The following is a 21,093-nucleotide window of genomic DNA, read 5'->3' as shown; positions in this document are numbered from 1 at the left end:
TAAATTTAATGACAAAAAAGCGATCAATATCAATGGAAAATAATAAAATATGAAATGATCGATAATTTTTAAAATACAGATTTTCTTCAGAGAGCAGCTAAATTAAATCGATATAAAAAAACAGGCTGAATCAATCAGCCTGTTTGCATAAAAACTTGTTGGGTATTAAGCAGTTTTTCAGTTGCCGGCGTTGCAGTTTCTGTATTTACAGTTTCAGCAGGTGCTTTGCTTGCCGGAAAGTCTGGCAGATAAACCACTTGTGCCATTTGCGCTGATGCTTGAACAGAAAAAGCCATAACAGTTGCTGCGAAAGCAAATTTAAGAGCATTCATGGGACGACCTTTAATATCAGGGTGTTCAACAACTTGAACAGAGGGGAGAGTATTTAAACTTGATTCGGGTGAAATCATAGCAAATAAGGCTGAATAGAAAATGATAGATTCGGCAAAAGCAGCACCTAAAAATTAGAAAAATTATTCTACAAAACAATATATTAGTGTATTTGCTCTAGTCTGGGTTTCGGCTGTTTACGGGGCTTTTATGGTTGTTAGTCACAATGGAAATTTGAATATCATGAACTGCCAAAATAAGGTCAATAGATTTTCATCTGCTCAGATGAAAGCTTTGTTCAATCCATGTAAGTTTTTGCTGTCGCTTGTTTACGCGCTGCTGCAATCCTGTGGGAATGAACTAAGATGGATTTTCATTCATGTTTACAATGAGAGTTTCATTATGGCAATTGCAAAAGTGGTGGAAGTTAATTCAAGCAGTACGAAAAGCTTTGAAGATGCGATTCAAACCGGTATTCAAAAAGTCACAGAAACCATCAAAAATGTACAAGGTGCCTGGATCAATGAACAGAAGGTGGTCATCAAAGAAAATAAAATCACGGAATATCGTGTAAATTTAAAAATTAGTTTTCTGGTCGACTAAGTCAATGAGTGTAAATGACATGCAAAAAACATCCCCATCTGAAATGGGGATGTTTTTATAAATTTTCTGAGTTCGATTGCCTAGGCGTATTGCAACTCTCTGTTGAGTATTATTCAGCCGGATTTTCTGCTGCAGTCTCCAGCGCTTTCTCAAAAACCTGCAAGAACACTTCTTTAGGCTGCGCGCCTGCCAAGGCCACACGTTGATCAAAAACAAAGAAAGGTACACCAGTCACTTTGAGCTGATCCTGTGCCACTTCCTGATCAAATTTGACAAAATCAGAAAACTCATCAGAGTCCAGTAAGTCATCGACCTCGACCGGATTCAGGCCAATACGTGCTGCGACATCTTCCAGTGTTTCACGCTCTCCAATGGCCAAGCCTTGCGTCATATAGCTATAGAAGAAAGCTTCCTGTGCATCAGTACCCAAACCTTTGCTTTGCGCCAGATGAATAATACGATGCGCATTGAAAGTATTGCCTGAGTTGGCACCTTCCCAGTTAAATTCAATGCCTTCAGCTTTGGCCATCTCGGCAATATTACGCTGCATTTCTTCGACTTCAGCTACGCTACGACCATATTTTTGTGCCAGACGCTCAGAATTGGACACTTCCTGGCGCACTGGTGCTTCAGGGTCGAGCTGGTAACTGTGCCAATGCACTTCAAGTTCAATGCCTGCTTCTTGTGCAGCTGCTTCTAAACGTTTTTTACCAATATAGCAGAAGGGGCAAACCACATCTGACCAGATATCTACGCGCATGTCATGTCTCTAATTTACTCTTGTGTTTAAGTATGAGGGTGAAGAATCAGAATTTAAAGTCCCTGAGCATCAGAAGGGGATTTCTACAGCATATTGGCAGCATGAAGATTGGACGAGAATATGAATGATAGCCTGATGATTTCGTCCAGAGAGTCTGCTTATGGCTATTCAAGAAAGATAAAAATCCCATAAAAAAACGCCCCGTAGGGCGTTTTTCGAATGCAGTCAATTATGCAGTTTTTACTGCAGCTTCAACAGCCAGCATGTGACCATTTTCTTCGAAGTTTGAATGCCAAGACAGCGCTTCACGAAGCAGATGAGGCGTATGGCCGCCTTTTGCAGAAGCACGGTCAAAGTAATCATTCAGGGCATCACGATACATTGGGTGTGCACAGTGATCAATCACTGCACGGGCACGCTCACGTGGCGCTAAACCACGAAGATCTGCCAAACCTTGTTCAGTTACCAGAATATCTACATCGTGTTCCGCATGGTCGATATGTGAAGCAAAAGGCACTACAGAAGAGATGTCGCCACCTTTCGCAATAGATTTGGTCACGAAGATCGCCAGGTGCGCATTACGTGCGAAGTCACCTGAACCACCAATACCGTTCATCATTTTGGTACCGCAGACGTGAGTCGAGTTCACGTTACCGTAAATATCAAACTCAAGTGCCGTGTTGATACCGATAATACCTAAACGACGTACCAGTTCAGGATGGTTCGAAATTTCCTGTGGACGTAATACCAGTTTGTCTTTGTATTGTTCCAGGTTGTTGAATACTTTCTCGCCATATTTAGCAGACAGGGTAATCGAAGAACCTGAAGCAAACTTCATTTTGCCTGCATCAATCAATTCAAAGGTACAGTCTTGTAGTACTTCTGAGTACATGATCAAGTCTTCGAAGTTCGAATCTTTCAGACCGGTCAATACTGCGTTGGCAATTGAGCCAATACCCGCCTGTAATGGACCTAAGTTTTTCGGTAGACGCTCTTCAGCCACTTCTTTTTCAAAGAAAGCGATCAAATGATTGGCGATGCTTTGCGTCTCATCATCTGGTGCAGTCACTGTAGATGGTGAGTCGTGCAAGTCATTGTTGAATACGATACCGACAATTTTTGCTGGATCGATGTTGATCGCATGTGTCCCGATACGCTCATCCACTTGAGTCAAAGGAATCGCTTGACGCGTTGGACGGTATGACGGGATATAGATATCGTGTAAGCCTTCAAATGCCGGGCTTAAGTTGGTATTGATTTCTACAATTACTTTTTCAGCAAAGATTGCAAAGCTTGCAGAGTTACCTACAGATGTGGTTGGAATGATGCCGCCATCTTCAGTGATTGCAACCGCTTCAATGATCGCAACATCTGGTTTTTTCAGCTGTTGGTTACGCATTTGTTCAACAGTTTCAGACAAATGCTGGTCGATGAACATCACTTCGCCGTTGTTGATCGCCTTACGTAAAGTGTTGTCGACCTGGAACGGTAAACGACGTGCCAGTACGCCAGCTTCAGTCAGTTGTTTGTCTAGATCGTTTCCTAGTGATGCACCAGTAATTAACGTGATCTTTAATGGATTTGCTTTTGCTTGTTGAACTAAAGCTAAAGGAACCGCCTTCGCTTCACCCGCGCGAGTAAAGCCACTCATACCCACAGTCATGCCATCTTTGATGAATTCAGCCGCTTGTTCTGGACTGATGACTTTGTTGTGTAGGGAGGCTAAACGGATACGATCTAAAGACATTTTAACTCTCATTAATTCTTAAACTATGAGACGGATTGTACCGCTCAAAAAATGTATTGTGCATAGGTGTTAGGCTAAGGTCTAATTTTTTAGCTAAATGTAGGTATAATAAAAAATGATGATTTTTAAGTGATTGAATTAATGAAATATAAAATGAATTGTATAGAAAAACTACAAAATCATTTGCTCACTGACTGATCGTTTCTTAAAAGCGATCAGTCAGTGTTTGGCGGATTTTATCAAGTGTGGTGGCTGGGGGAGGCGTCTCTGGGTTAAGCTGATTCAAGGGGAGTGAGATGATGGCTTCAAGTCCGCCTTCAGGGCGATTATGAATGCGTAATTGACCTTGGTGAATATCGACAATCCGTTTCACAATGGCCAGTCCCAAGCCACTGCCTTGGACGGTTCGTGCTGAATTTCCCCGTACAAAAGGCTGCATCAGCGCTTCAATCTGGTCTTCCGGAATGCCTTCGCCATGATCTGCAACACAAATTAACAGCTGGTTTTCCTCGACATGTGCAGAGATTTCAATCGGTTCTGAACCATAGCGTTTTGAGTTATTGATCAGGTTGCCAATCAGTCTTTTTAGCGACATGCTGCGCGCCTGAATCAACGGTATTTCTTGCGGACTGAAACGGATATCGAGCGGTTTAAACTGCTTGACCAGTTCCTGAAGCAATACATTGACATTGGTGTCCTGTGGTTCTTCATCGGAACCATCGCGCATATAGGAAATGAACTGATCCAGAATCGCGTCCATATCTTCCACATCATAAATCAGACCTTCTTTGAGAAAGTCTTCATCGGGCATCATTTCGGCACTGAGACGAATCCGCGTTAAAGGCGTGCGCAAGTCATGTGAAATGCCGGCCAGCATGATGCGGCGTTCCCGCTCGGTCTGGTCTAGGGTATAAATCATCTGGTTAAAGGCATGATTGACCTGACGGATTTCCAGTGGGCCATGATTGGTGTCCAGATAGGGTGCTGAACCAATGCGGCTATAACTGTTGGCGGCATTCTGCAAGCGGCGTAAAGGACGGTTGAGCTGACGCACCAGGGTCAGGATAATAATGCCGACAATAATCGGCGTGCCCAGTAACCAGCCCAGAATCAGCTCATTACTATAATTGGCATAGGTTTTTAAAGGCTCTTGCACCCAGTGACCATTCATTTCAGGGGTCTGGATCCAGATACGCGGGCTTGGTTTAAACTGGAAATAGACCGTGGCCTCTTCAATACGTAGTTCTTTGGCCAGCTTGGTTTCGATCTGCCGGGTAAAAAATTCTGCAATCACTTTTTCCCGGACAGTGGGATACTCTGCCGGATTGGTCACATATTCAATACCAACGCGGTTTTTTAACCAGGTATCAATATCGACTTCCTGCTGTTTATGATACAGGCGTAGATCGGGATTATTGAGAATTTCCAGTTCCATGGCCAGATAGCGCGCATGTTGCTGGATTTCAGGTAAAAATAAGGTACGCCAGAAGAACCACAAAGACATGAACAGGCTGAAACAGACCACAAAGACCACCAGAACTGTGGTACGCATGGCGGCAGAACGCGGTTTGATCTTGTCCAGAAAGCGTTCCCCACGCGTGCGTTTTTTTTCTGAGTAGGTAACAAAATCGGTAAATTTTTGTGGGTCGATGGGGTCGAGTTTCACACTGCGTCCTTTTGCTCAAAAGGGGAGGCTTCCCCCGTAGTTGGATACACGTTAAGGTCATCCGCAACTGTTTGAGGCAGGACTCAAGATGGTCAATGATGTTTCTGCGAGAGAATTGCTTGAATGACGGAGGTTGTCGAGTTTTGCGGATGACAATGGTTTTGCTTACTTTTGTCGAAACAAAAGTAAGGCGAATCGCAGGTTAAACCCTATAAATGAGCTTAAACCATCAGACTCCGTCATGAATCAAGGTATTAATTTACTCCGCACCATCTGGAACAAACACATAACCCACACCCCAAACGGTCTGGATATAACGCGCACGCGCCGGATTTTCTTCAACCAGACGGCGTAAACGTGACACCTGAACATCAATCGAACGTTCCATGGCACCCCATTCACGACCACGCGCCAGATTCATCAGCTTGTCACGGGTGAGCGGTTCGCGTGGATGCTGAACCAGAGCTTTCAATACCGCAAACTCACCTGTGGTTAAAGTCACGACTTGACCTTCACGGGTCAATGTACGGGTTGATAAATCCAGTGACCAGGGGCCAAATGACACCACTTCCATTTGCTGGCTTGGTGCGCCCGGTACTTCACGGACTTGACGACGCAATACCGCACGAATACGCGCCAGCAATTCATTCGGATTAAACGGTTTAGGCAGGTAATCGTCCGCACCGGCTTCAAGCCCTGCAATACGGTCAGAATCGCTGCCGCGCGCGGTCAGCATAATAATAGGCGTATCGATATTGGATTGGCGTAAACGACGACAGATACTTAAACCGTCTTCGACCGGAAGCATAAAGTCGAGCACGATCAGAGAAAACAGTTCCCGCTGTAAAAGTCGATCCATCTGCGTGGCATCGTGTGCAGTTTTCACCACAAAGCCTTTATCTTCGAGGAAACGTTGCAATAGGGTACGCAGACGAACATCATCATCAACAACCAAGATGCGTTCGACTCGGTCTGTTTCGGTATGTACGGCATCGGCTTTTTCAGCAGGTACAACTAAACTCATGAGATGCTCCTTTATTCTTTATTGTCGTCATAAACAAAAAATGAAATATGCTTTGAGTATACGATTCATTGATATTAATTGACTATGCTCTAAAGCACCAAATATTGCAGTTAAAATCAAGACATAGATACCAAATATATACATCTAAATGGACAAAAAATATGATTTGGAGCAACATAAAAAGCAAAGTTCATGCAAACTATATTCAGAAAAGCTGAAAACTATGGCACTTCATAATATAAAGTTGAGACAAATTAATAAAAACAATGGTGGATTTTATAGGCCCGGTCTTTATAATCATGCCATTTAGTACTTATCCTTGTGGGATCAAACACGATGACTGACTTAGTTCAGCAGTTGGCAAAAGAACTTGCCGTACGTCCAAACCAAGTTGAAGCTGCCATCAAGCTTATTGATGAAGGTGCCAGTGTTCCTTTTATTGCACGTTACCGTAAAGAAGTAACGCAAGGCTTAGACGATACGCAACTACGTCAACTCGATACGCGTCTATCATACTTGCGTGATTTGTATGAGCGCCGTGACAAGGTGATTGAATCACTCAAAGAACAAGATAAATTGTCTGATGATTTGTTGGCGCGTGTGAATGCCGCTGAAACCAAAAATGCATTAGAAGAAATTTACGCACCGTACCGTCCAAAACGTACCAGTAAATCATTTAAGGCCAAGGAAGCCGGTTTAGGCCCAATCGCCGAGAAAATCTTTGCTGAAGCGGTAGATCCAAGCGACGCATTGGCCGGTTTTAGCCATGACGATTATCCAGATACTGAAAGCCAGCTTGATGCGATCCAGCACATCCTGATTGATGACTGGGCACAAAATATCGCGCTGACCACTGAACTGAAAGCCACTTTTGCCAAAACTGCCGTGCTGAAAAGTTTGGTTGCTTCTGAAGAAAAGAAAGAAGTCGGTAAAAAATTCCGTGATTATTTCGATTTCTCTGAAAACCTGAACAAAGTGCCTTCACATCGTTTATTGGCGATGCTGCGTGGCCGTCAAGAAAACGTTCTGGGCCTGAAAGTGGATGGCGAAGATGCTGCACCATTGGCACGCATTGAGACTGAATACAATTTAGACACGATTCAGCCGCAAGCACGTCAGGATTTCTTGAAGCAAACCGCAAAACTGTTCTGGCTTGGCAAAGTGCGTCCAAGCATTGAACATTCATTGCTGACTGAAAAACGTCTGGCTGCTGAAACAGAAGCCATGAACGTCTTTGCTGAAAACTTGCGTCATTTACTGCTTTCTGCTCCTGCAGGCGCGCGCACCACTCTGGGCGTTGACCCGGGTATCCGTACCGGTGTGAAACTGGCTGTGGTGAATGCATCGGGTGATGTGCTGGCGCACAGCACGATTTATCCATTTGCACCCAAAGATGATAAAGCAGGTTCATTGGCTGAACTGGCACGTTTATGCCGCGAGTTCAATGTTGACCTGATTGCAGTGGGTAATGGGACGGCAAGCCGTGAAACTGAAGCTTTAGTGGCTGAAATGATGGCTGCGAACAGTGATCTGAAAATGACACGTGTGTCTGTGTCTGAAGCAGGTGCCTCGGTATATTCAGCATCAGAACTGGCATCACAAGAACTGCCAGAGCTGGATGTGTCGATTCGTGGTGCAGTGTCAATTGCACGCCGTTTACAGGATCCATTGGCTGAGCTGGTAAAAATCGATCCGAAATCGATTGGTGTGGGTCAGTATCAACATGATGTGAACCAGACCGGTTTAGCGAAAACCCTTGAAGCAGTGGTAGAAGATTGTGTGAACTCGGTCGGTGTCGATGTCAACACGGCATCTGCGGCGATTTTGGGTTATATCGCAGGTCTGAATAAATCGATTGCACAGCAAATTGTGGAATTCCGTAAGGAAAATGGCCGTTTTGATAATCGCCAGTCCTTGAAGAAAGTGCCACGTTTAGGCGAGCGTACTTTTGAGCAGGCAGCAGGCTTCTTGCGTATTCAAGATGGTTCTGAGCCATTAGATGCATCTGCAGTGCATCCAGAATCTTATGCACTTGTATCTAAAATTGTTGAAGCGAAAGCGACGACAGTGAAAGATATCATTGGCAATACTGAAATCATTCGTCAGGTCAATGCTGAAGAATTTGCAGATGAGAAGTTCGGTCTGCCAACTATCAAAGATGTTTTAAGCGAACTGGAAAAACCGGGTCGTGACCCGCGTCCAGAATTCCGTACGGCGAAGTTCCGTGATGACATTACTGAAGTTGCGCAATTGTCTGAAGGCATGCAGCTTGAAGGTGTGGTGACCAATGTCACTAACTTCGGTGCATTTGTCGATGTCGGTGTGCATCAAGACGGTTTGGTACATATTTCTGAACTTGCCAATGAATTTGTCGCGGATCCGCATAAAGTAGTGAAACCGGGTCAAATCGTGCAAGTGCGGGTCTTGAATGTGGATGCTGAACGTAATCGTGTGAACTTATCGATGCGTCCTGAAGGTTCTGAAGCGCCGGCAAAAGCACCACGTCAGCCACGTCGTGAAAACAATGAACAGCGCGGTGAGCGTAAGCCTCAAGGCAAACGTCCACAGCAAGCGCGTCCGCAAGGTGAGCGTCCTCAGGGCAAGAAACCGCAAGTGGCTAAACCACAAGAGCAAAAAATTGGTGGTTTAGGCGCATTGTTATTACAAGCAGGGATTAAAGGTTCAAAGTAATCTTTAATTGCTAAAAGAAAACCTCCCATCGGGAGGTTTTTTTATATCTGATTTTTATGAATTGATCATCGGTACAATCCAGCTGGTAATAATCAGCAAAATACCCAGATGCCCCATTTTTCGTGTCACATAAACCAGTTTCGACGGTGGCTGTTCCAGTCGTTTGGCATATTCTTCCATGCTAATGCCTGCTTTGGTTTTACTGCTAAATAAAAACACGCCCAAGTCAATACAGATCAGAATCGTACCAATATCAGCGACCAGCTCCATCAGGACAAAATCTTGGTTATACAGCGACATGCTCACGCTATAAGTCAGATAGACGGCAAAGGCCAGACACAGGTATTGCAGGACCACTAAAAACTTCTGCATAAATCTCAACAGTTCACAAAATGAAAGCAATTATACAAATAATCGGGCACTCTCGGTCAATTACAAGCTTTTCATGACCTCAGCAAAATTCTGCTTCTCGACCAGCTCCAGAAACTCATCGCCTAAACGCTGACTTTCAGCAATACAGGCTTTCCATAATTTGATCCGTTCTGCCTGATCTAGGCCCTTCAGGGTAAAATCCTTACGATCCGGTAAGCGGCCTAAAGGCAAACTTTGCAGATAGTCCTGCGATGGAGAAAGCAACAAGGTGCGTGCCTGATTTTCCGGATTTGAGGTGCGTTTAAATAACTTGTCAAACCAGCCGGGAGTAATGCTGTCAGTAAAATGTGGATAGAGCACAATGCCTTTGCTCTGAAAGGGCAGGTCAATGTGATAGTCAATCAGACCACCATCGCGGTAATAACCCTGCGGTGCATCCGGAATATTGTTCACCGCTGCCATTACCCCGGGAATCGACGCCGAGGCCATCAGCCAGGACAATACACTCTGCTCGGTCAGGGCATGATAATGTGTAGTAAATCCATCTTCCGCGATTTGAAATTGTTCTCCCATATTCGGCTGGCTAATCACACGCTGCATAAAATGACGGCTGTGTTTACGTGCAACAGCAGTTGTTCCGACAATTCCGGCTACAGAGGCCAGCAAAGGCAGCACTTTGTCACTCTGGAAAATGTGCTGGGCTTTAATTGAAATCACAGCGAGATGATAATCCGGATGATTGACCAGATCATTTTCCTTGCCTTGTACCAGATCAAGTAGCATGCCGCGGCAAACTTCGCTGACCTCCTGGCGGGTCATTTTTTTATGGAAATAAAGGTTGGTATACAGCTCAGCTAAACGCTCGGTTCCCTGTTGAGCCCCATGTGCAGCCATACTGGCAAAACGCCAGCTACCAATCGAGGAACCAACGAGAGTACGCCGTTGTGGGGCACGTGGGAAAAACTCGCCAAAAATCGCCTGATCCAGACCCTGAATCCCGATTCCTTTTGGGCCACCTGCAGCACCGGGGATAATATCGACCTGTTCAGGTTGTAATCCTTGTTGCAAAATCAGCTCACGTGCCAGATGGCCAGCACGAATCGTCAGCGCAGGCGCCCGTTTTTGTAAAATCTGTACCATGATTCAATCCATACCAGCCAAGTGTGTGCTTATTTTAATCGATGCGTCTTTAGACCCAATGGCAAGATATGTCCTAAGGTGACTTGAGAGTCATGGCATCGGGTTGATGTAAGTGTGCATGAGTTCTTTATTGCGTAAATTTAAAAAAGGTAGATTAAATGAAATAATCAAAAGCGTGGTTATAGGATAGCTTGGCCAGTAAAAAGCATGAATTAGAAACAAACTACCTGCAATACCTATCCATATTTTTAAAGCTAGTATTAGCTGTGTTTGTCGTAGACAGAATAGAAATAACAACGGAAGCAGGTTAAAGCTGACAATGAGCCAGAAATAGTCACTATGAATCAGGAGGTAGAATGTGGTATTGGCAGCAGAGGACCATGCCAGCCAATGGGCTGTTTGGTTGATATAGAAAAAAATATCTATCCATGTTGGGAAGCTGTAAAGTAGTGCAGTGAGAAAGGTTTTTTGTCTATTCTGGCGATACAGTGCCCATAAAAAACTATATTTCATTTGGATATTCTTGTTTTATTTTTTCAATAATTTAAGCATAAAAAAGCCTGACGAATCAGGCTATTTAAAAAATTATTTCGCAATTCGCCAGACGGCAAGAACACTCGCTAGCACAATCAGAAGCACCGACACAAACCATGGTGAAATAATCGCAATCGACAGCAGAATGGCCATGATACTGCCAAACATCCAGCTACGTTTTTGCTGAAGTTCCATTTGCAGGCGCATGCTTTGCAGTTCATTGAGCTGTTTGGCATGCCAGGCTGACTGGTTTTTCAGACCGTTCAGGCTATCAATCATCAAGGTTGGTAGATCCTGTGCCCCTAATAGCAAATCCGGAATTTTTTGTCCCAGTTCTTTCAGGTTTTTCTGCGGATTCATTTGTGCCTTGATCCAGTCGGTCAGGATCGGTTTGGCCAGACTCCAGATATCCAGTTCCGGATACAGATCGGTTCCCAAGCCTTCGACATGCACTAGTGTTTTGAGTAGCAGCATCAGTTGCGGTGGAATTTCCAGATGGAAACGACGAGCGATGTCCATGACTTCAATCAGAATGCCGGCAAAATCCAGTTCATGCATCGGTTTGGACACCATTGGCCCCACACTACGGCGCATTTCACGTGCCAAAGCATCCTGATCAGTCCCCGGTGGAATCCAGCCGGCCTGATGCACCACCTGAATCAGCTGCATAAAGTCACTGTTCATGACCGCCAGTAGCATGCGTGCTACGGTCATCTGGTCATGCTTAGACAGCTCGCCCATAATCGCGCAGTCCAGCGCAATAAAACGCGGATTACTCGGATTGATGGTTTCGACAAAAACATTGCCCGGATGCATGTCAGCATGGAAAAAGTTATCGCGGAAAACTTGGGTAAAGAAGATGGTCAGGCCTTTACGTGCCAGATCGGCACGATCCATGCCCAACCGGTCAAAGGTCGCGATATCTGAAATCGGCACCCCGGTAATACGCTCGGCTACCAGAACATCTTTGCTGTCCATGTAAATTTCCGGCACATACATCATGCTCGAGCCGGTAAAATGATGGCGCATGCGGCGGGTATTATCGGCTTCCAGTGTCAGATCCAGCTCATTCAGAATGATCTGTCGATAATCCTGAATGATTTCCGATAAGTGTAGAGCACGTGCTGCTTCCAGACGTTTTTCCAGAAATTGACCGAGCCATTCCAAAATTTCAAAATCCTGCAAAATCTGCTGGCGAATATTCGGGCGGGTCACCTTGACCACGACTTCACGGCCATCATGCAGGGCTGCGGTATGCACCTGTGCAATCGAAGCCGCTGCCAGTGGCTGGGTATCAAAACGCGCGAAGAGGGTAGTTATATCAGCTTTCAGTGATTCCTGAATGCGCATCTTGGCCACGTCATTATCAAACGGCTTGACTCGGTCTTGTAGCAACACCAGTTGTTGTAAGACTTCAGGTGGAATCAGGTCACGACGGGTCGAGAGTAGCTGGCCAAGCTTAATCGCCAACGGCCCCATTTCTTCTAAAGCCAGTTTCAGCTTGAGCGGATTTTTACGTTCACGACTGGACCAGGCGGCCGGATGCATCCGGATGAGGGACAGCACATGCCGGGATTTTTCTGGTAATTCTTCCGCAGGAAACAACGTGTCGAGTCGATAGTGCGCGGCGATGCGCCAAAGTTCGAGTAAACGTGAAACATGCGGAATCATAAAGCTGTGTACCTAGTCTTGAGTAGAATTGTTTGAGGCATCGATTTGAGCCTGAAGCTGATAGATTTTTGCTTCAACCCGATCTAAATTTTGATTCAGGATACGGGTGTCCTGATTCAGGTCATCCATTTGCCAGCGGGGAGCAAACAGACCGCTGTCTTCTTTTAAGGCATCTTCAGCAAAGAATAATTGACTTTGCAAGGTGCGTTTTAGTTGCTTGGGCAGCAGTTGCAATTTGCCAATTTCATGCGCCAGCGTCGGGCCAATCCAAGGACTTAAGTGCGCTGCCAGATCCAGTTCCGCCTGTTGCATGATGCGCTGGATTTCCTGCAATAACTTGTAGTCGCCTTGCAATGGAATATTGCCGACTTCATCGGAAAGCAGCAGCTTGAGTAATTCCACCACATTGCTGACCTGCAAGGTTGCGGTCGCTTCGGTAACTGTCGCGGAACTTGCGTCAAATGGACGTTGTTCAAAGACCGAAGGTGTTTCGGTATGACCGGTTGCCGTTGGTTCCAGACGAACTTTGCCTTCATCAAAAAACACATCAACCGAAAGCTGCGGCGAGGCGATCACCACCCGCAGCATTTTACCAGACAAGGCATTTAACTGGATGCGGGTAATCGCATCCAGATCAATCACATGGTGAATCACGCGTTCAACAGCACCGAGTGCCAGAATTGACCACATAGGGAATGAACCTTAAAGTTTAAAACCGCGGTGAACCGCAACAATCCCGCCAGTCAGGTTGTGATAGTCACAATTCTGGAAGCCGGCATTTTCCATCATGCCTTTTAAGGTGCGCTGGTCTGGATGCATACGAATCGATTCAGCCAGATATTTATAGCTTTCAGAATCATTGGCAATGATTTTACCCATGATTGGCAAGGCTGTGAATGAGTACAGATCGTAAAGCTTAGAGAATGGCTCAAACACCGGTTTAGAGAATTCCAGCACCAGTAAACGGCCACCTGGCTTGAGTACGCGATACATCGATGCAAGTGCGGCATCTTTATCGGTCACGTTACGCAGACCGAATGAAATCGTCAAAAGATCAAAACTGTTGTCTGCAAATGGTTCTAAGGTTTCAGCATTGGCCAGTACGAAATCGACATTGGTACAGCCGGCATCGATCAGACGGTCACGACCGACATTCAGCATCGATTCGTTAATATCAGACAGCACCACATGACCGGTCGGGCCCACTTCGCGGCTAAACACTTTGGCCAGGTCACCGGTACCGCCGGCGATATCCAGCACCTGCTGGCCACGGCGTACACCGGACATATTGATTGCAAAACGTTTCCACAGACGGTGAATCCCGAAAGACATCAGGTCATTCATGATGTCGTATTTGCTCGCCACCGAATGGAACACTTCAGCCACTTTCTGGGCTTTTTCTTCGCTGTTTACGGTTTGATAACCAAAATGTGTGGTTGAACCCACGTTGCCGGTATTGGCACCGCGTGGCAGGTTATATTTCGGCACCGAGCCTGTGACCGGCGTATCAGTCAGGCGTTGTTCGAGGGATTGTTGCTGACCTTGCGGCGTACCTTGTGGAAGAGGTTCAGTTAAGAATGGGCTCACTTTGTCTGTCTGTTGTGCCGACTCAGGGGTAGGGGTAGGCGTTGTATTTTCATTCGACATTGGAGTCACTCCTAACATATCAATCGGGTTAATCTTGCATTCTCTGCATCATGACAGATTCTAAAGGCTTATTCAGCAATCATGATGCAATTGTTATGAATAATATACAGAAAAATGTGCGCTTGGCAGAAATACTGCACTGCTATTTATTGAAATGGCAACGCATCGCCAGAATGCACTTTCTCAATAATCTGGCGTTCGGTTGCGGTAAATTCACGGACAAATTTTTCTGCCGATTTCAGCGGCTTCATGGCCAGGAAACCATCTTGCATAAATGCATACATCACCTGAAAGTTATATTTATTGGCCGCGCCTTTACACATCTTGAAGGCCGCATAGACCACAAAGGAGCGCATGTATTTATCCAGACTCATACCGAGCTGATCCAGCAAGGCCAGTTGTTTTAACCGTGCCTGACCCTGATCCAGTTTGAGATAGGTCAGGCGCATCATCTCATCGGTCAGTGTTTCATGCGGATGATAATCCTGTAATAACTGAATCGCGACCTGCTCATCCAGCTGTACCGCCAGAATCGCCAGTTCTACACCCAATGTCCCGGTTTTGATGGCATTTTCAGGAATCACTTTTTCTGCTTTATGGGCATATTTCATCAGCCGGGCAATCTGTGCTGCCAGTGCATCAAATTCGGCACCACCATAGAGACGGTTCAGGAAATATTCGGCCATCAACTGATTGGGTTTTTCCGCAAAATGCGCGCGATGAGTTCGCTGCATGCGAACTTTCTGCCAGGCCTGTACATCCTGTAAACGGCTCAGAATGTCCGGTTGGGTATGATAGCTCAGCTGATAATAATGCGCTAACAGATCATCGAGAACGGCAAGTTTGGACATGAGATTTCAATTATAGTTTGAGAATGCAAGAATCTTAGAGGCTGCCGGACAATCCTGCTATGACAAATTGAACACAGATCGGACATTTGTCTGTCAATGTGTTGTTTAAATAGCCAATTTAATCGTGTGAAAAACGTTGCCAGAGCTATTTTGCGCCAAAACTCATCGTTATACTGCAAACAGAATAAAACATCAGGGTTGAAGATACGCATGGAACAACCACAATTTCAGTTAATGGATGAAGATCAGTTATCGGTCGAGCTGATTGATGCTCAATATGATTTAAAAAAAACACGCGGCCAGAAAAATGCCAAAAGCCTGTTGATTCTGGTCAACGGGATTGAGCTGGCCGGTAAGGGTGAAGCGGTCAAGCAGCTGCGTGAATGGGTCGATCCGCGCTATTTGCGCGTGAAAGCGGATGCACCACAAGTGGCCGGGCCTAAACAGACTTTGTGGCAGCCTTATGCGCGGTTTATTCCGGCCGAAGGACAGATCATGGTCTTGTTTGGCAACTGGTACAGCGACCTACTGAGCAGCGCTATGCAAGTTTCAGATCCGATCACTAATGCACAGTTCAATCATTATCTGCAAGAGATGCAAGCCTTTGAACAGGACCTGAAAAATAATCATGTCGATGTGGTCAAGGTCTGGTTTGACCTGTCCTGGAAAGCCCTGCAAAAACGGCTGGATGCCATGGATCCGAGTGAAGCGCACTGGCATCAGCTGCATGGTCTGGACTGGCGCAACAGAAAACAGTACGACACCTTGCAGCGCTTGCGTCAGCATTTTACCGAAGACTGGTTCATTATTGAGGGTGAAGATGAACAGCAGCGTGACCAGCAATTTGCCCAGCATATTCTGGGTGCTCTCAAGCATTGCCCCAATCATCCGGCCAGAGCCAGTGGACGATGGAAACAGGCCAAGATTCCCGAACTGTTAAAACATCCTGCCGAAACTCGAGCCAAGGCAGAGGATTACAAGCCGGAGCTGAAAAAATTAACGGCTAAGGTAGCCAAGGCGATGCGGTCCGATCCGCGGAATGTGGTGATTCTGTTTGAGGGCATGGATGCGGCTGGAAAGGGCGGTGCGATCAAGCGCATTGTGAAAAAACTGGATCCGCGTGAATATGAAATTCATACCATTGCCGCACCAGAAAAATATGAGCTGAGCCGTCCCTATTTATGGCGCTTCTGGACCAAACTGCAAAGCGATGATGATATCTGTATTTTTGATCGTTCCTGGTATGGGCGGGTACTGGTAGAGCGGATAGAAGGTTTTGCCAGTGCCGCAGAATGGCAACGTGCGTATGCGGAAATTAACCGTTTTGAGCAAAGTCTGGTCAAGCATCAAACCGTGGTGATCAAGCTGTGGCTGGCCATTTCCAAAGATGAACAGGCTGCACGTTTCAAGGCACGCGAAGATACACCGCATAAGCGTTTTAAAATTACTGAGGATGATTGGCGTAACCGGGAACGTTGGGATGATTATCTGAAAGCAGCAGCCGACATGTTTGAACGTAGCTCGACCGATTATGCACCTTGGCATATCATTGCGACCGATGATAAAAATACCGCACGGGTCGAGGTGTTAAAGGCCATTTTAAGACAGCTTCAGGCAGAATAATCTGCCTGAAGTAGCACGGGCTCAGCTGTTTAAAATATTGAGCTCAAATGTGCTTAACCTTGAGCGACCTGTTTTTGCTGGATATTTTTAGCCGCACGGTAGCATTCCTCGACATGGGCTTCGGCAATTTTTTTCATGACAAAATAGCCCAGACTGGCGGCAATCAATTGACCACCCAGGGGAATGAATTTTGTCACTTGCTTTGTGATCACTTTCGCTGCAACATTGTTCAAAGATTTTTTGACGGCAGTTCGCGCGACCACCAGACCAGAAAATTCTACGCCGCGTTTACGCAGCTCATTCCAGTGCACCTGACGGGTTTTGGGATCATAGACACTGATCTGATCAGGCGCCAGTCCGAAGCGGGCATTGATCTCGGGAATCAATTGCGACAAGATGCCGATATCAATGACGACATCCATAAACGGCACTGGAATAATGGCGGCACCCGCAGAATAGTAGGCACGTTTTTTGGTGAGTTCCAGGCACTCGGCACGAATTTGTTCCAAATCTAAGCTTGGATCGATACGTTCAGGAATTTTATCTAATTTCATGGGCACTACCTAAGCTCTATGTTGTTTTTTTCTATGCAAGCATCATTAAGATGCTTTTTTCAAAGAAATTTTTCGACTGAAGTGTGGTTTTAAAGTGTCATACAGCGCTCGAGATGTATAGTAACTAATCTTTATCATTTTGTAGTAAAACTAGTTCAGCAGTTCAGGGGAAACGATGGCAATCCATGTTATTCAGAGTCAACGCATTGATGTGCTTTTGGATAGTATGCTGCGTATTGTCAATCAAACTGCCCGGCATCCGTTTGAAGTGTTACAGCCCCGGCATTTTATTGTGCCGTCTCCGGCCGTAGAAAGCTGGTTGACTCAAAAAATTGCCGAGAAGAAAGGCATCAGTGCCAATAGCCAGTTCCATCACCGAATTCGTGCGTTTCAGTGGACGTCTTATCAGTGGGTGCTGAATGCGCCTAAAGAAGTCGAACAGGTTCGAGAAGCCAATATTCCGCGTATTATCATCAAATGGCGGGTGTTTCAGGCACTGCGCAAATGTATTCTGCCAGAACAGATTCCCTTAGACGTCGATCATCCGCTGTATTCAATTGTAAAGCGGATTTACGACAGTGCCGACCGGCTGGAACAGGGCACAGAAAAACAGCTGAAAAAACAGAGCATGCTGTACTGGGTGGCCGAACAGGTATCGCGCCTGTTCAGCCATTATATGGATTATCGCGGTTATTGTGCACGTAACTGTCCACCGCAAAGCTGCAGCTGCCCGACCAACTGGCTAGAGGCCTGGGGACAGGATATTGCGCTGGATATCGAGCAGATGATCTATAGTCCCAAAGATGAAAATGGCCATGAAATACAGGTGGCCGATTTCGTCAAAATTCAGGCGCGTGAACTGGAAGCCTGGCAACGCTGGTTGTGGCAGCATGTATTTCAGGAGGATTATGCCAAAATTCTGGAGATTGAGCGCCTGTATTGGGAACGGCTGGAAAATGCAGAAACCCGCGCCCAGGCTCTGAAACGCTTGCCGGCACAGATAGTGGTATTTAGCCTGCTGGAACTTCCGCCCAGCCAGCTGGACTTTTTACGCCGGCTGGGGCAATACATAGACATTTATATCTTTCATTTTAACCCCTCGCAGGAATACTGGGCCGACAGTGTCGATCCGGACTGGAAAGCCAAATTTAATCTGCAACGGGAAGAGCGCTTTATTCAGCGCTTTGAAAAAACTCGCCAACGTAAACCGAATGATGCTGAACTGAAAGAATTTCGAATCAAGCAGCTTAACTTTAATGCCGAAGATCGTGAATCGCGGCATCCGCTGTTGACCCGATTTGGCAAGCAGGCGCGGGATCATTTCTCTTTACTCTCCAAACTGTCTTCTGGAGAAGAAGGTCTCTGGGCCGATGTTTTTGTCGATGACTATCAGGACAAGCTGCTGGCAAAAATCCAGTCAGATATTTTATATTTACTCGAACCTGAACAGCATCAATATGCTTTAAGTCCGGCCGATGATTCGGTGCAGATTCATGTCTGTCATTCCTCGTTGCGTCAGCTGGAAGTACTCAAAGAACAGCTCATTCACTGGCTGGCACAAGGCACGGAACAGCAGCCACGGCAACCGAGCGACATTCTGGTGCTGAGTCCGAATCTGAAAGAACTGGAACCGGCGATTCGCAGTGTCTTTGCCCCGCCACCACGTGAGCGTGAGATCGGCAGCCAACGGTTGCAGAAAGATAACCTGTATTTACCGATCCAGATTGCCGGGGTGTCGCGTCTGGATGTTAGCAATGCCTGGCGCGCGGTACTGGGCCGGATCCAGTGGGTACGTCGCCGTTTCAGTATTGAGGACTTTGCCGACTGGCTCAGCCTGAATGCCACCCAGCAACGTTATGCTCTGGACTATAGTCAGGTAGAACGGATGTTGCAGTTGCTGACGGAGGCTGGCTTCAAGCGCGGTCTGGACCAGCAGCATTTACAGCAAAGCCTGAGCGCAGGCGATGATGATTACCGTTTTAGTTTTAAATTCGCGCTAGACCGTCTGGCTTTGGGCCTGGCCATTCCTGAACATACAATGTTTGAGGATACCTTGAGTTATGCCAAGGTTCTGACCAGTGATTTCCCGTTGATTTCAACCCTGATCCAGATTTATCAGGATCTGGTGCAGCGCCGTGACTGGCTGACTTTGCATGAGACCGGACAGCGCACGCCGGTGAAAACCTGGCTGGAATATTTGCGCGCCGATCTGAATGAATTTCGTGATGCCGGGGTGGAATCGCTCAAAACTGTGGCCGAGATTATCGACAAGCAGATGCGGATGCTGACCCTGGCCGATTATCATGAGCAGGATGATTCACATGCCAGTCAGGAGCTGGTGGCACTGAGTTTGCCTTTGCCTTATGTGCTGGAAGAAATTCAGAATACGCTAGAAATGCAGCTGGATCAGGCCGAACCAACCGGACAGATCACTTTTAGCCAGATTGGCCAGATCCGGCCACTCCCTTATCAGCTGGTGGTGATGCTGAATCTGGATAGCGGTAAGTTTCCGAGCCGGAATCAGCAGGTGCCGTTTGATCTGATGCGCAGCCTGAAGCCGCAACTCGGCGATCGTTCGCGTCTGGATGATGAGCAGGGTGCTTTTCTGGATGCCTTACTATTGGCGCAGGATAATTTATGGCTGTTTTATAATGGCTTTGATCTGAACGATGGCGAGGCCCGAGATCCATCCACTGCCTTGCAGGAACTGATTCAGCATATCGCATTCATCTGTCAGTCGGAACAGCCGGATGCCGAAGTCGATCCTGTGGTGGAAATCAATGGTCTGTCAGTCGCCCAACATATCCAGCAGCTTTATCATGTACATCCCTTGCAGCCTTTTGATCCAGCCGGATTTGCAGATGCGCAAACACCGCGTTATCGGGATCAGTGGTTTGCGGTGGCAGAATATATCCGAAGTGCCGAAGGCAAGCGCAGCAGCTGGATCAATGCGCATTATCCGGCAGTTGAACAAAAAGAACTACGGGTGCTGAAAGGGGATGAGTGGATTCGGGACATGATTTTCCCGGCACGTTTATTTCTGAAAAGTGTCGGAATTTCCACAATTCGCTATGCAGATTTGCCGAGTTCCCGTGAGCCCTTGTTATTAAACAAGCTGGAACAATATCAGGTGCGGGATTTTCTATTACAACAAGATCAGCAGATTGAGCCGAGCTTGATGCTAGACCGTTTGCCAGTAGGCAAAACCCAGCAAGCCACCTGGCTCAGCAGTCAGCAGGAACAGCAGTTGTTGCAAGAACGATTGCTACAGCTTGGCAAAGAACTGACGCCGGTGACCCAGCAATCCCTGCAATTTAGTCCTGAACTGATCATTCATATTAACGTGCCTCAGGTTTCACACAGTAGCTACTGGCTGAGTATGCAATCCTCTTCGGCCTCGGAAAAACGCCGTGCCCAGATCTGGCTGGAATATCTGTTATGGCTGGCTTACTTAAATGATGATGCACGCTCGCCGGAACTGGAGCGTATTGTGATTTTTAGTAATAAAACCCTGAAATTTTCCGGATTGAGTTCGAGTAAAGCGCGAGAATATTTACAGTTCTGGTTCAAAGCCTGGGAAATTGGTCAACAGCAGCCGCTGGTCTTGCCAGCGGAATTGTTGATGAAAAAAGAGTGGCAGTGGGCCGAAAATGAACAGGGCAAAATGATCATTGTGGAAATGCCGGAACTGCTAAAAGCCTGGAACAATAGCTATGAAAGTGCCAAGCCTTTGGCTTCGGATGAATCCAGTCTGCTGCATCAGGACTGGCAGTTTATTTTGCAGGATCAGGACCCGGATCTGGCCTTGCAGCGCTGCTGTCATGATTTCGCCCATGCTCTGTATGCGCCGATTCACCAACATCTGGAATGGGTGAAATAG

Annotated in this window: 17 protein-coding genes; 4 read left to right on the top strand and 13 right to left on the bottom strand. The window is 46.5% G+C overall.

What is annotated here, in order from left to right; genetic code table 11:
• Positions 1 to 134: 134 nt before the first annotated feature.
• Positions 135 to 332, bottom strand: coding sequence for a hypothetical protein (locus KT990_RS07220; RefSeq protein WP_218208541.1), 198 nt, complete (start codon positions 330 to 332; stop codon positions 135 to 137).
• Positions 333 to 732: 400 nt separating this feature from the next.
• On the opposite strand from KT990_RS07220, the gene KT990_RS07215 reads away from it, so the two are divergent.
• Positions 733 to 933 (top strand): dodecin family protein, encoded by a 201-nt coding sequence (locus KT990_RS07215; protein WP_005095303.1) that lies wholly within the window; start codon positions 733 to 735, stop codon positions 931 to 933.
• A 109-nt stretch (positions 934 to 1,042) separates the two neighbouring features.
• Here the strand turns inward: KT990_RS07215 and KT990_RS07210 are convergent, their stop codons facing one another.
• The 4 genes from KT990_RS07210 to ompR all read right to left on the bottom strand — a co-directional run bounded on the left by KT990_RS07210 (position 1,043) and on the right by ompR (position 6,130).
• On the bottom strand, positions 1,043 to 1,693 hold the full coding sequence (locus tag KT990_RS07210; RefSeq protein WP_100329322.1) for a DsbA family oxidoreductase: 651 nt from the start codon (positions 1,691 to 1,693) through the stop codon (positions 1,043 to 1,045).
• 229 nt (positions 1,694 to 1,922) lie between these two features.
• Positions 1,923 to 3,440, bottom strand: a complete 1,518-nt coding sequence (locus KT990_RS07205) for an acetyl-CoA hydrolase/transferase family protein (protein ID WP_005095307.1) — start codon at positions 3,438 to 3,440, stop codon at positions 1,923 to 1,925.
• Positions 3,441 to 3,645: 205 nt separating this feature from the next.
• Positions 3,646 to 5,106, bottom strand: a complete 1,461-nt coding sequence (locus tag KT990_RS07200) for an ATP-binding protein (protein ID WP_100329320.1) — start codon at positions 5,104 to 5,106, stop codon at positions 3,646 to 3,648.
• Between the two features lie 259 nt (positions 5,107 to 5,365).
• Positions 5,366 to 6,130 (bottom strand): two-component system response regulator OmpR, encoded by a 765-nt coding sequence (gene ompR / locus KT990_RS07195; RefSeq protein WP_004278590.1) that lies wholly within the window; start codon positions 6,128 to 6,130, stop codon positions 5,366 to 5,368.
• Between the two features lie 336 nt (positions 6,131 to 6,466).
• Here ompR and KT990_RS07190 point away from each other — a divergent pair, with 336 nt between their 5' ends.
• Complete coding sequence (locus tag KT990_RS07190) at positions 6,467 to 8,821, top strand: Tex family protein (protein WP_218208540.1); 2,355 nt, start codon at positions 6,467 to 6,469, stop codon at positions 8,819 to 8,821.
• A gap of 54 nt (positions 8,822 to 8,875) precedes the next feature.
• Here the strand turns inward: KT990_RS07190 and KT990_RS07185 are convergent, their stop codons facing one another.
• The 7 genes from KT990_RS07185 to KT990_RS07155 all read right to left on the bottom strand — a co-directional run bounded on the left by KT990_RS07185 (position 8,876) and on the right by KT990_RS07155 (position 15,036).
• Positions 8,876 to 9,193, bottom strand: a complete 318-nt coding sequence (locus KT990_RS07185; RefSeq protein ID WP_074383938.1) for a hypothetical protein — start codon at positions 9,191 to 9,193, stop codon at positions 8,876 to 8,878.
• Positions 9,194 to 9,253: 60 nt separating this feature from the next.
• Positions 9,254 to 10,333 carry a patatin-like phospholipase family protein gene (locus KT990_RS07180; RefSeq protein ID WP_005172985.1) on the bottom strand — a complete coding sequence of 360 codons (1,080 nt, stop codon included), beginning with the start codon at positions 10,331 to 10,333 and terminating at the stop codon, positions 9,254 to 9,256.
• A gap of 90 nt (positions 10,334 to 10,423) precedes the next feature.
• Positions 10,424 to 10,846, bottom strand: a complete 423-nt coding sequence (locus tag KT990_RS07175; protein WP_100355500.1) for a hypothetical protein — start codon at positions 10,844 to 10,846, stop codon at positions 10,424 to 10,426.
• Between the two features lie 72 nt (positions 10,847 to 10,918).
• Positions 10,919 to 12,538 carry an ABC1 kinase family protein gene (locus KT990_RS07170; RefSeq protein WP_218208539.1) on the bottom strand — a complete coding sequence of 540 codons (1,620 nt, stop codon included), beginning with the start codon at positions 12,536 to 12,538 and terminating at the stop codon, positions 10,919 to 10,921.
• A gap of 12 nt (positions 12,539 to 12,550) precedes the next feature.
• The gene (locus KT990_RS07165; protein ID WP_218208538.1) at positions 12,551 to 13,228 is read right to left on the bottom strand and encodes a ubiquinone biosynthesis accessory factor UbiJ; all 678 of its coding nucleotides are present in this window, start codon (positions 13,226 to 13,228) and stop codon (positions 12,551 to 12,553) included.
• A 12-nt stretch (positions 13,229 to 13,240) separates the two neighbouring features.
• Positions 13,241 to 14,185 carry a bifunctional demethylmenaquinone methyltransferase/2-methoxy-6-polyprenyl-1,4-benzoquinol methylase UbiE gene (gene ubiE / locus KT990_RS07160; protein WP_005095322.1) on the bottom strand — a complete coding sequence of 315 codons (945 nt, stop codon included), beginning with the start codon at positions 14,183 to 14,185 and terminating at the stop codon, positions 13,241 to 13,243.
• A 146-nt stretch (positions 14,186 to 14,331) separates the two neighbouring features.
• A complete protein-coding gene (locus KT990_RS07155) occupies positions 14,332 to 15,036 on the bottom strand; it encodes an FFLEELY motif protein (protein WP_100329316.1) in 705 nt (234 codons plus the stop codon).
• Positions 15,037 to 15,240: 204 nt separating this feature from the next.
• On the opposite strand from KT990_RS07155, the gene KT990_RS07150 reads away from it, so the two are divergent.
• Positions 15,241 to 16,659, top strand: a complete 1,419-nt coding sequence (locus KT990_RS07150; RefSeq protein WP_100357925.1) for a phosphate--AMP phosphotransferase — start codon at positions 15,241 to 15,243, stop codon at positions 16,657 to 16,659.
• A gap of 53 nt (positions 16,660 to 16,712) precedes the next feature.
• Here the strand turns inward: KT990_RS07150 and KT990_RS07145 are convergent, their stop codons facing one another.
• Positions 16,713 to 17,213 (bottom strand): hypothetical protein, encoded by a 501-nt coding sequence (locus tag KT990_RS07145; RefSeq protein ID WP_005095328.1) that lies wholly within the window; start codon positions 17,211 to 17,213, stop codon positions 16,713 to 16,715.
• A gap of 175 nt (positions 17,214 to 17,388) precedes the next feature.
• Between KT990_RS07145 and KT990_RS07140 the strand changes: the two genes are divergently transcribed.
• Complete coding sequence (locus tag KT990_RS07140; protein WP_218208537.1) at positions 17,389 to 21,093, top strand: exodeoxyribonuclease V subunit gamma; 3,705 nt, start codon at positions 17,389 to 17,391, stop codon at positions 21,091 to 21,093.

Source organism: Acinetobacter sp. F9, assembly GCF_019195275.1.
GTDB classification, from domain to species: domain Bacteria; phylum Pseudomonadota; class Gammaproteobacteria; order Pseudomonadales; family Moraxellaceae; genus Acinetobacter; species Acinetobacter pseudolwoffii.
The sequence above is the reverse complement of the archived record's forward strand: the minus strand, read 5'-3'. Positions and strand labels throughout refer to the sequence as shown.

Bases quoted from the DNA above. Each gene is read 5' to 3' on its own strand.
- KT990_RS07220 (WP_218208541.1), bottom strand. From the start codon at position 332: ATGAATGCTCTTAAATTTGCTTTCGCAGCAACTGTTATGGCTTTTTCT.
- KT990_RS07215 (WP_005095303.1), top strand. From the start codon at position 733: ATGGCAATTGCAAAAGTGGTGGAAGTTAATTCAAGCAGTACGAAAAGC.
- KT990_RS07210 (WP_100329322.1), bottom strand. From the start codon at position 1,693: ATGCGCGTAGATATCTGGTCAGATGTGGTTTGCCCCTTCTGCTATATT.
- KT990_RS07205 (WP_005095307.1), bottom strand. From the start codon at position 3,440: ATGTCTTTAGATCGTATCCGTTTAGCCTCCCTACACAACAAAGTCATC.
- ompR (WP_004278590.1), bottom strand. From the start codon at position 6,130: ATGAGTTTAGTTGTACCTGCTGAAAAAGCCGATGCCGTACATACCGAA.
- KT990_RS07190 (WP_218208540.1), top strand. From the start codon at position 6,467: ATGACTGACTTAGTTCAGCAGTTGGCAAAAGAACTTGCCGTACGTCCA.
- KT990_RS07185 (WP_074383938.1), bottom strand. From the start codon at position 9,193: ATGCAGAAGTTTTTAGTGGTCCTGCAATACCTGTGTCTGGCCTTTGCC.
- KT990_RS07180 (WP_005172985.1), bottom strand. From the start codon at position 10,333: ATGGTACAGATTTTACAAAAACGGGCGCCTGCGCTGACGATTCGTGCT.
- KT990_RS07175 (WP_100355500.1), bottom strand. From the start codon at position 10,846: ATGAAATATAGTTTTTTATGGGCACTGTATCGCCAGAATAGACAAAAA.
- KT990_RS07170 (WP_218208539.1), bottom strand. From the start codon at position 12,538: ATGATTCCGCATGTTTCACGTTTACTCGAACTTTGGCGCATCGCCGCG.
- KT990_RS07165 (WP_218208538.1), bottom strand. From the start codon at position 13,228: ATGTGGTCAATTCTGGCACTCGGTGCTGTTGAACGCGTGATTCACCAT.
- ubiE (WP_005095322.1), bottom strand. From the start codon at position 14,185: ATGTCGAATGAAAATACAACGCCTACCCCTACCCCTGAGTCGGCACAA.
- KT990_RS07155 (WP_100329316.1), bottom strand. From the start codon at position 15,036: ATGTCCAAACTTGCCGTTCTCGATGATCTGTTAGCGCATTATTATCAG.
- KT990_RS07145 (WP_005095328.1), bottom strand. From the start codon at position 17,213: ATGAAATTAGATAAAATTCCTGAACGTATCGATCCAAGCTTAGATTTG.
- KT990_RS07140 (WP_218208537.1), top strand. From the start codon at position 17,389: ATGGCAATCCATGTTATTCAGAGTCAACGCATTGATGTGCTTTTGGAT.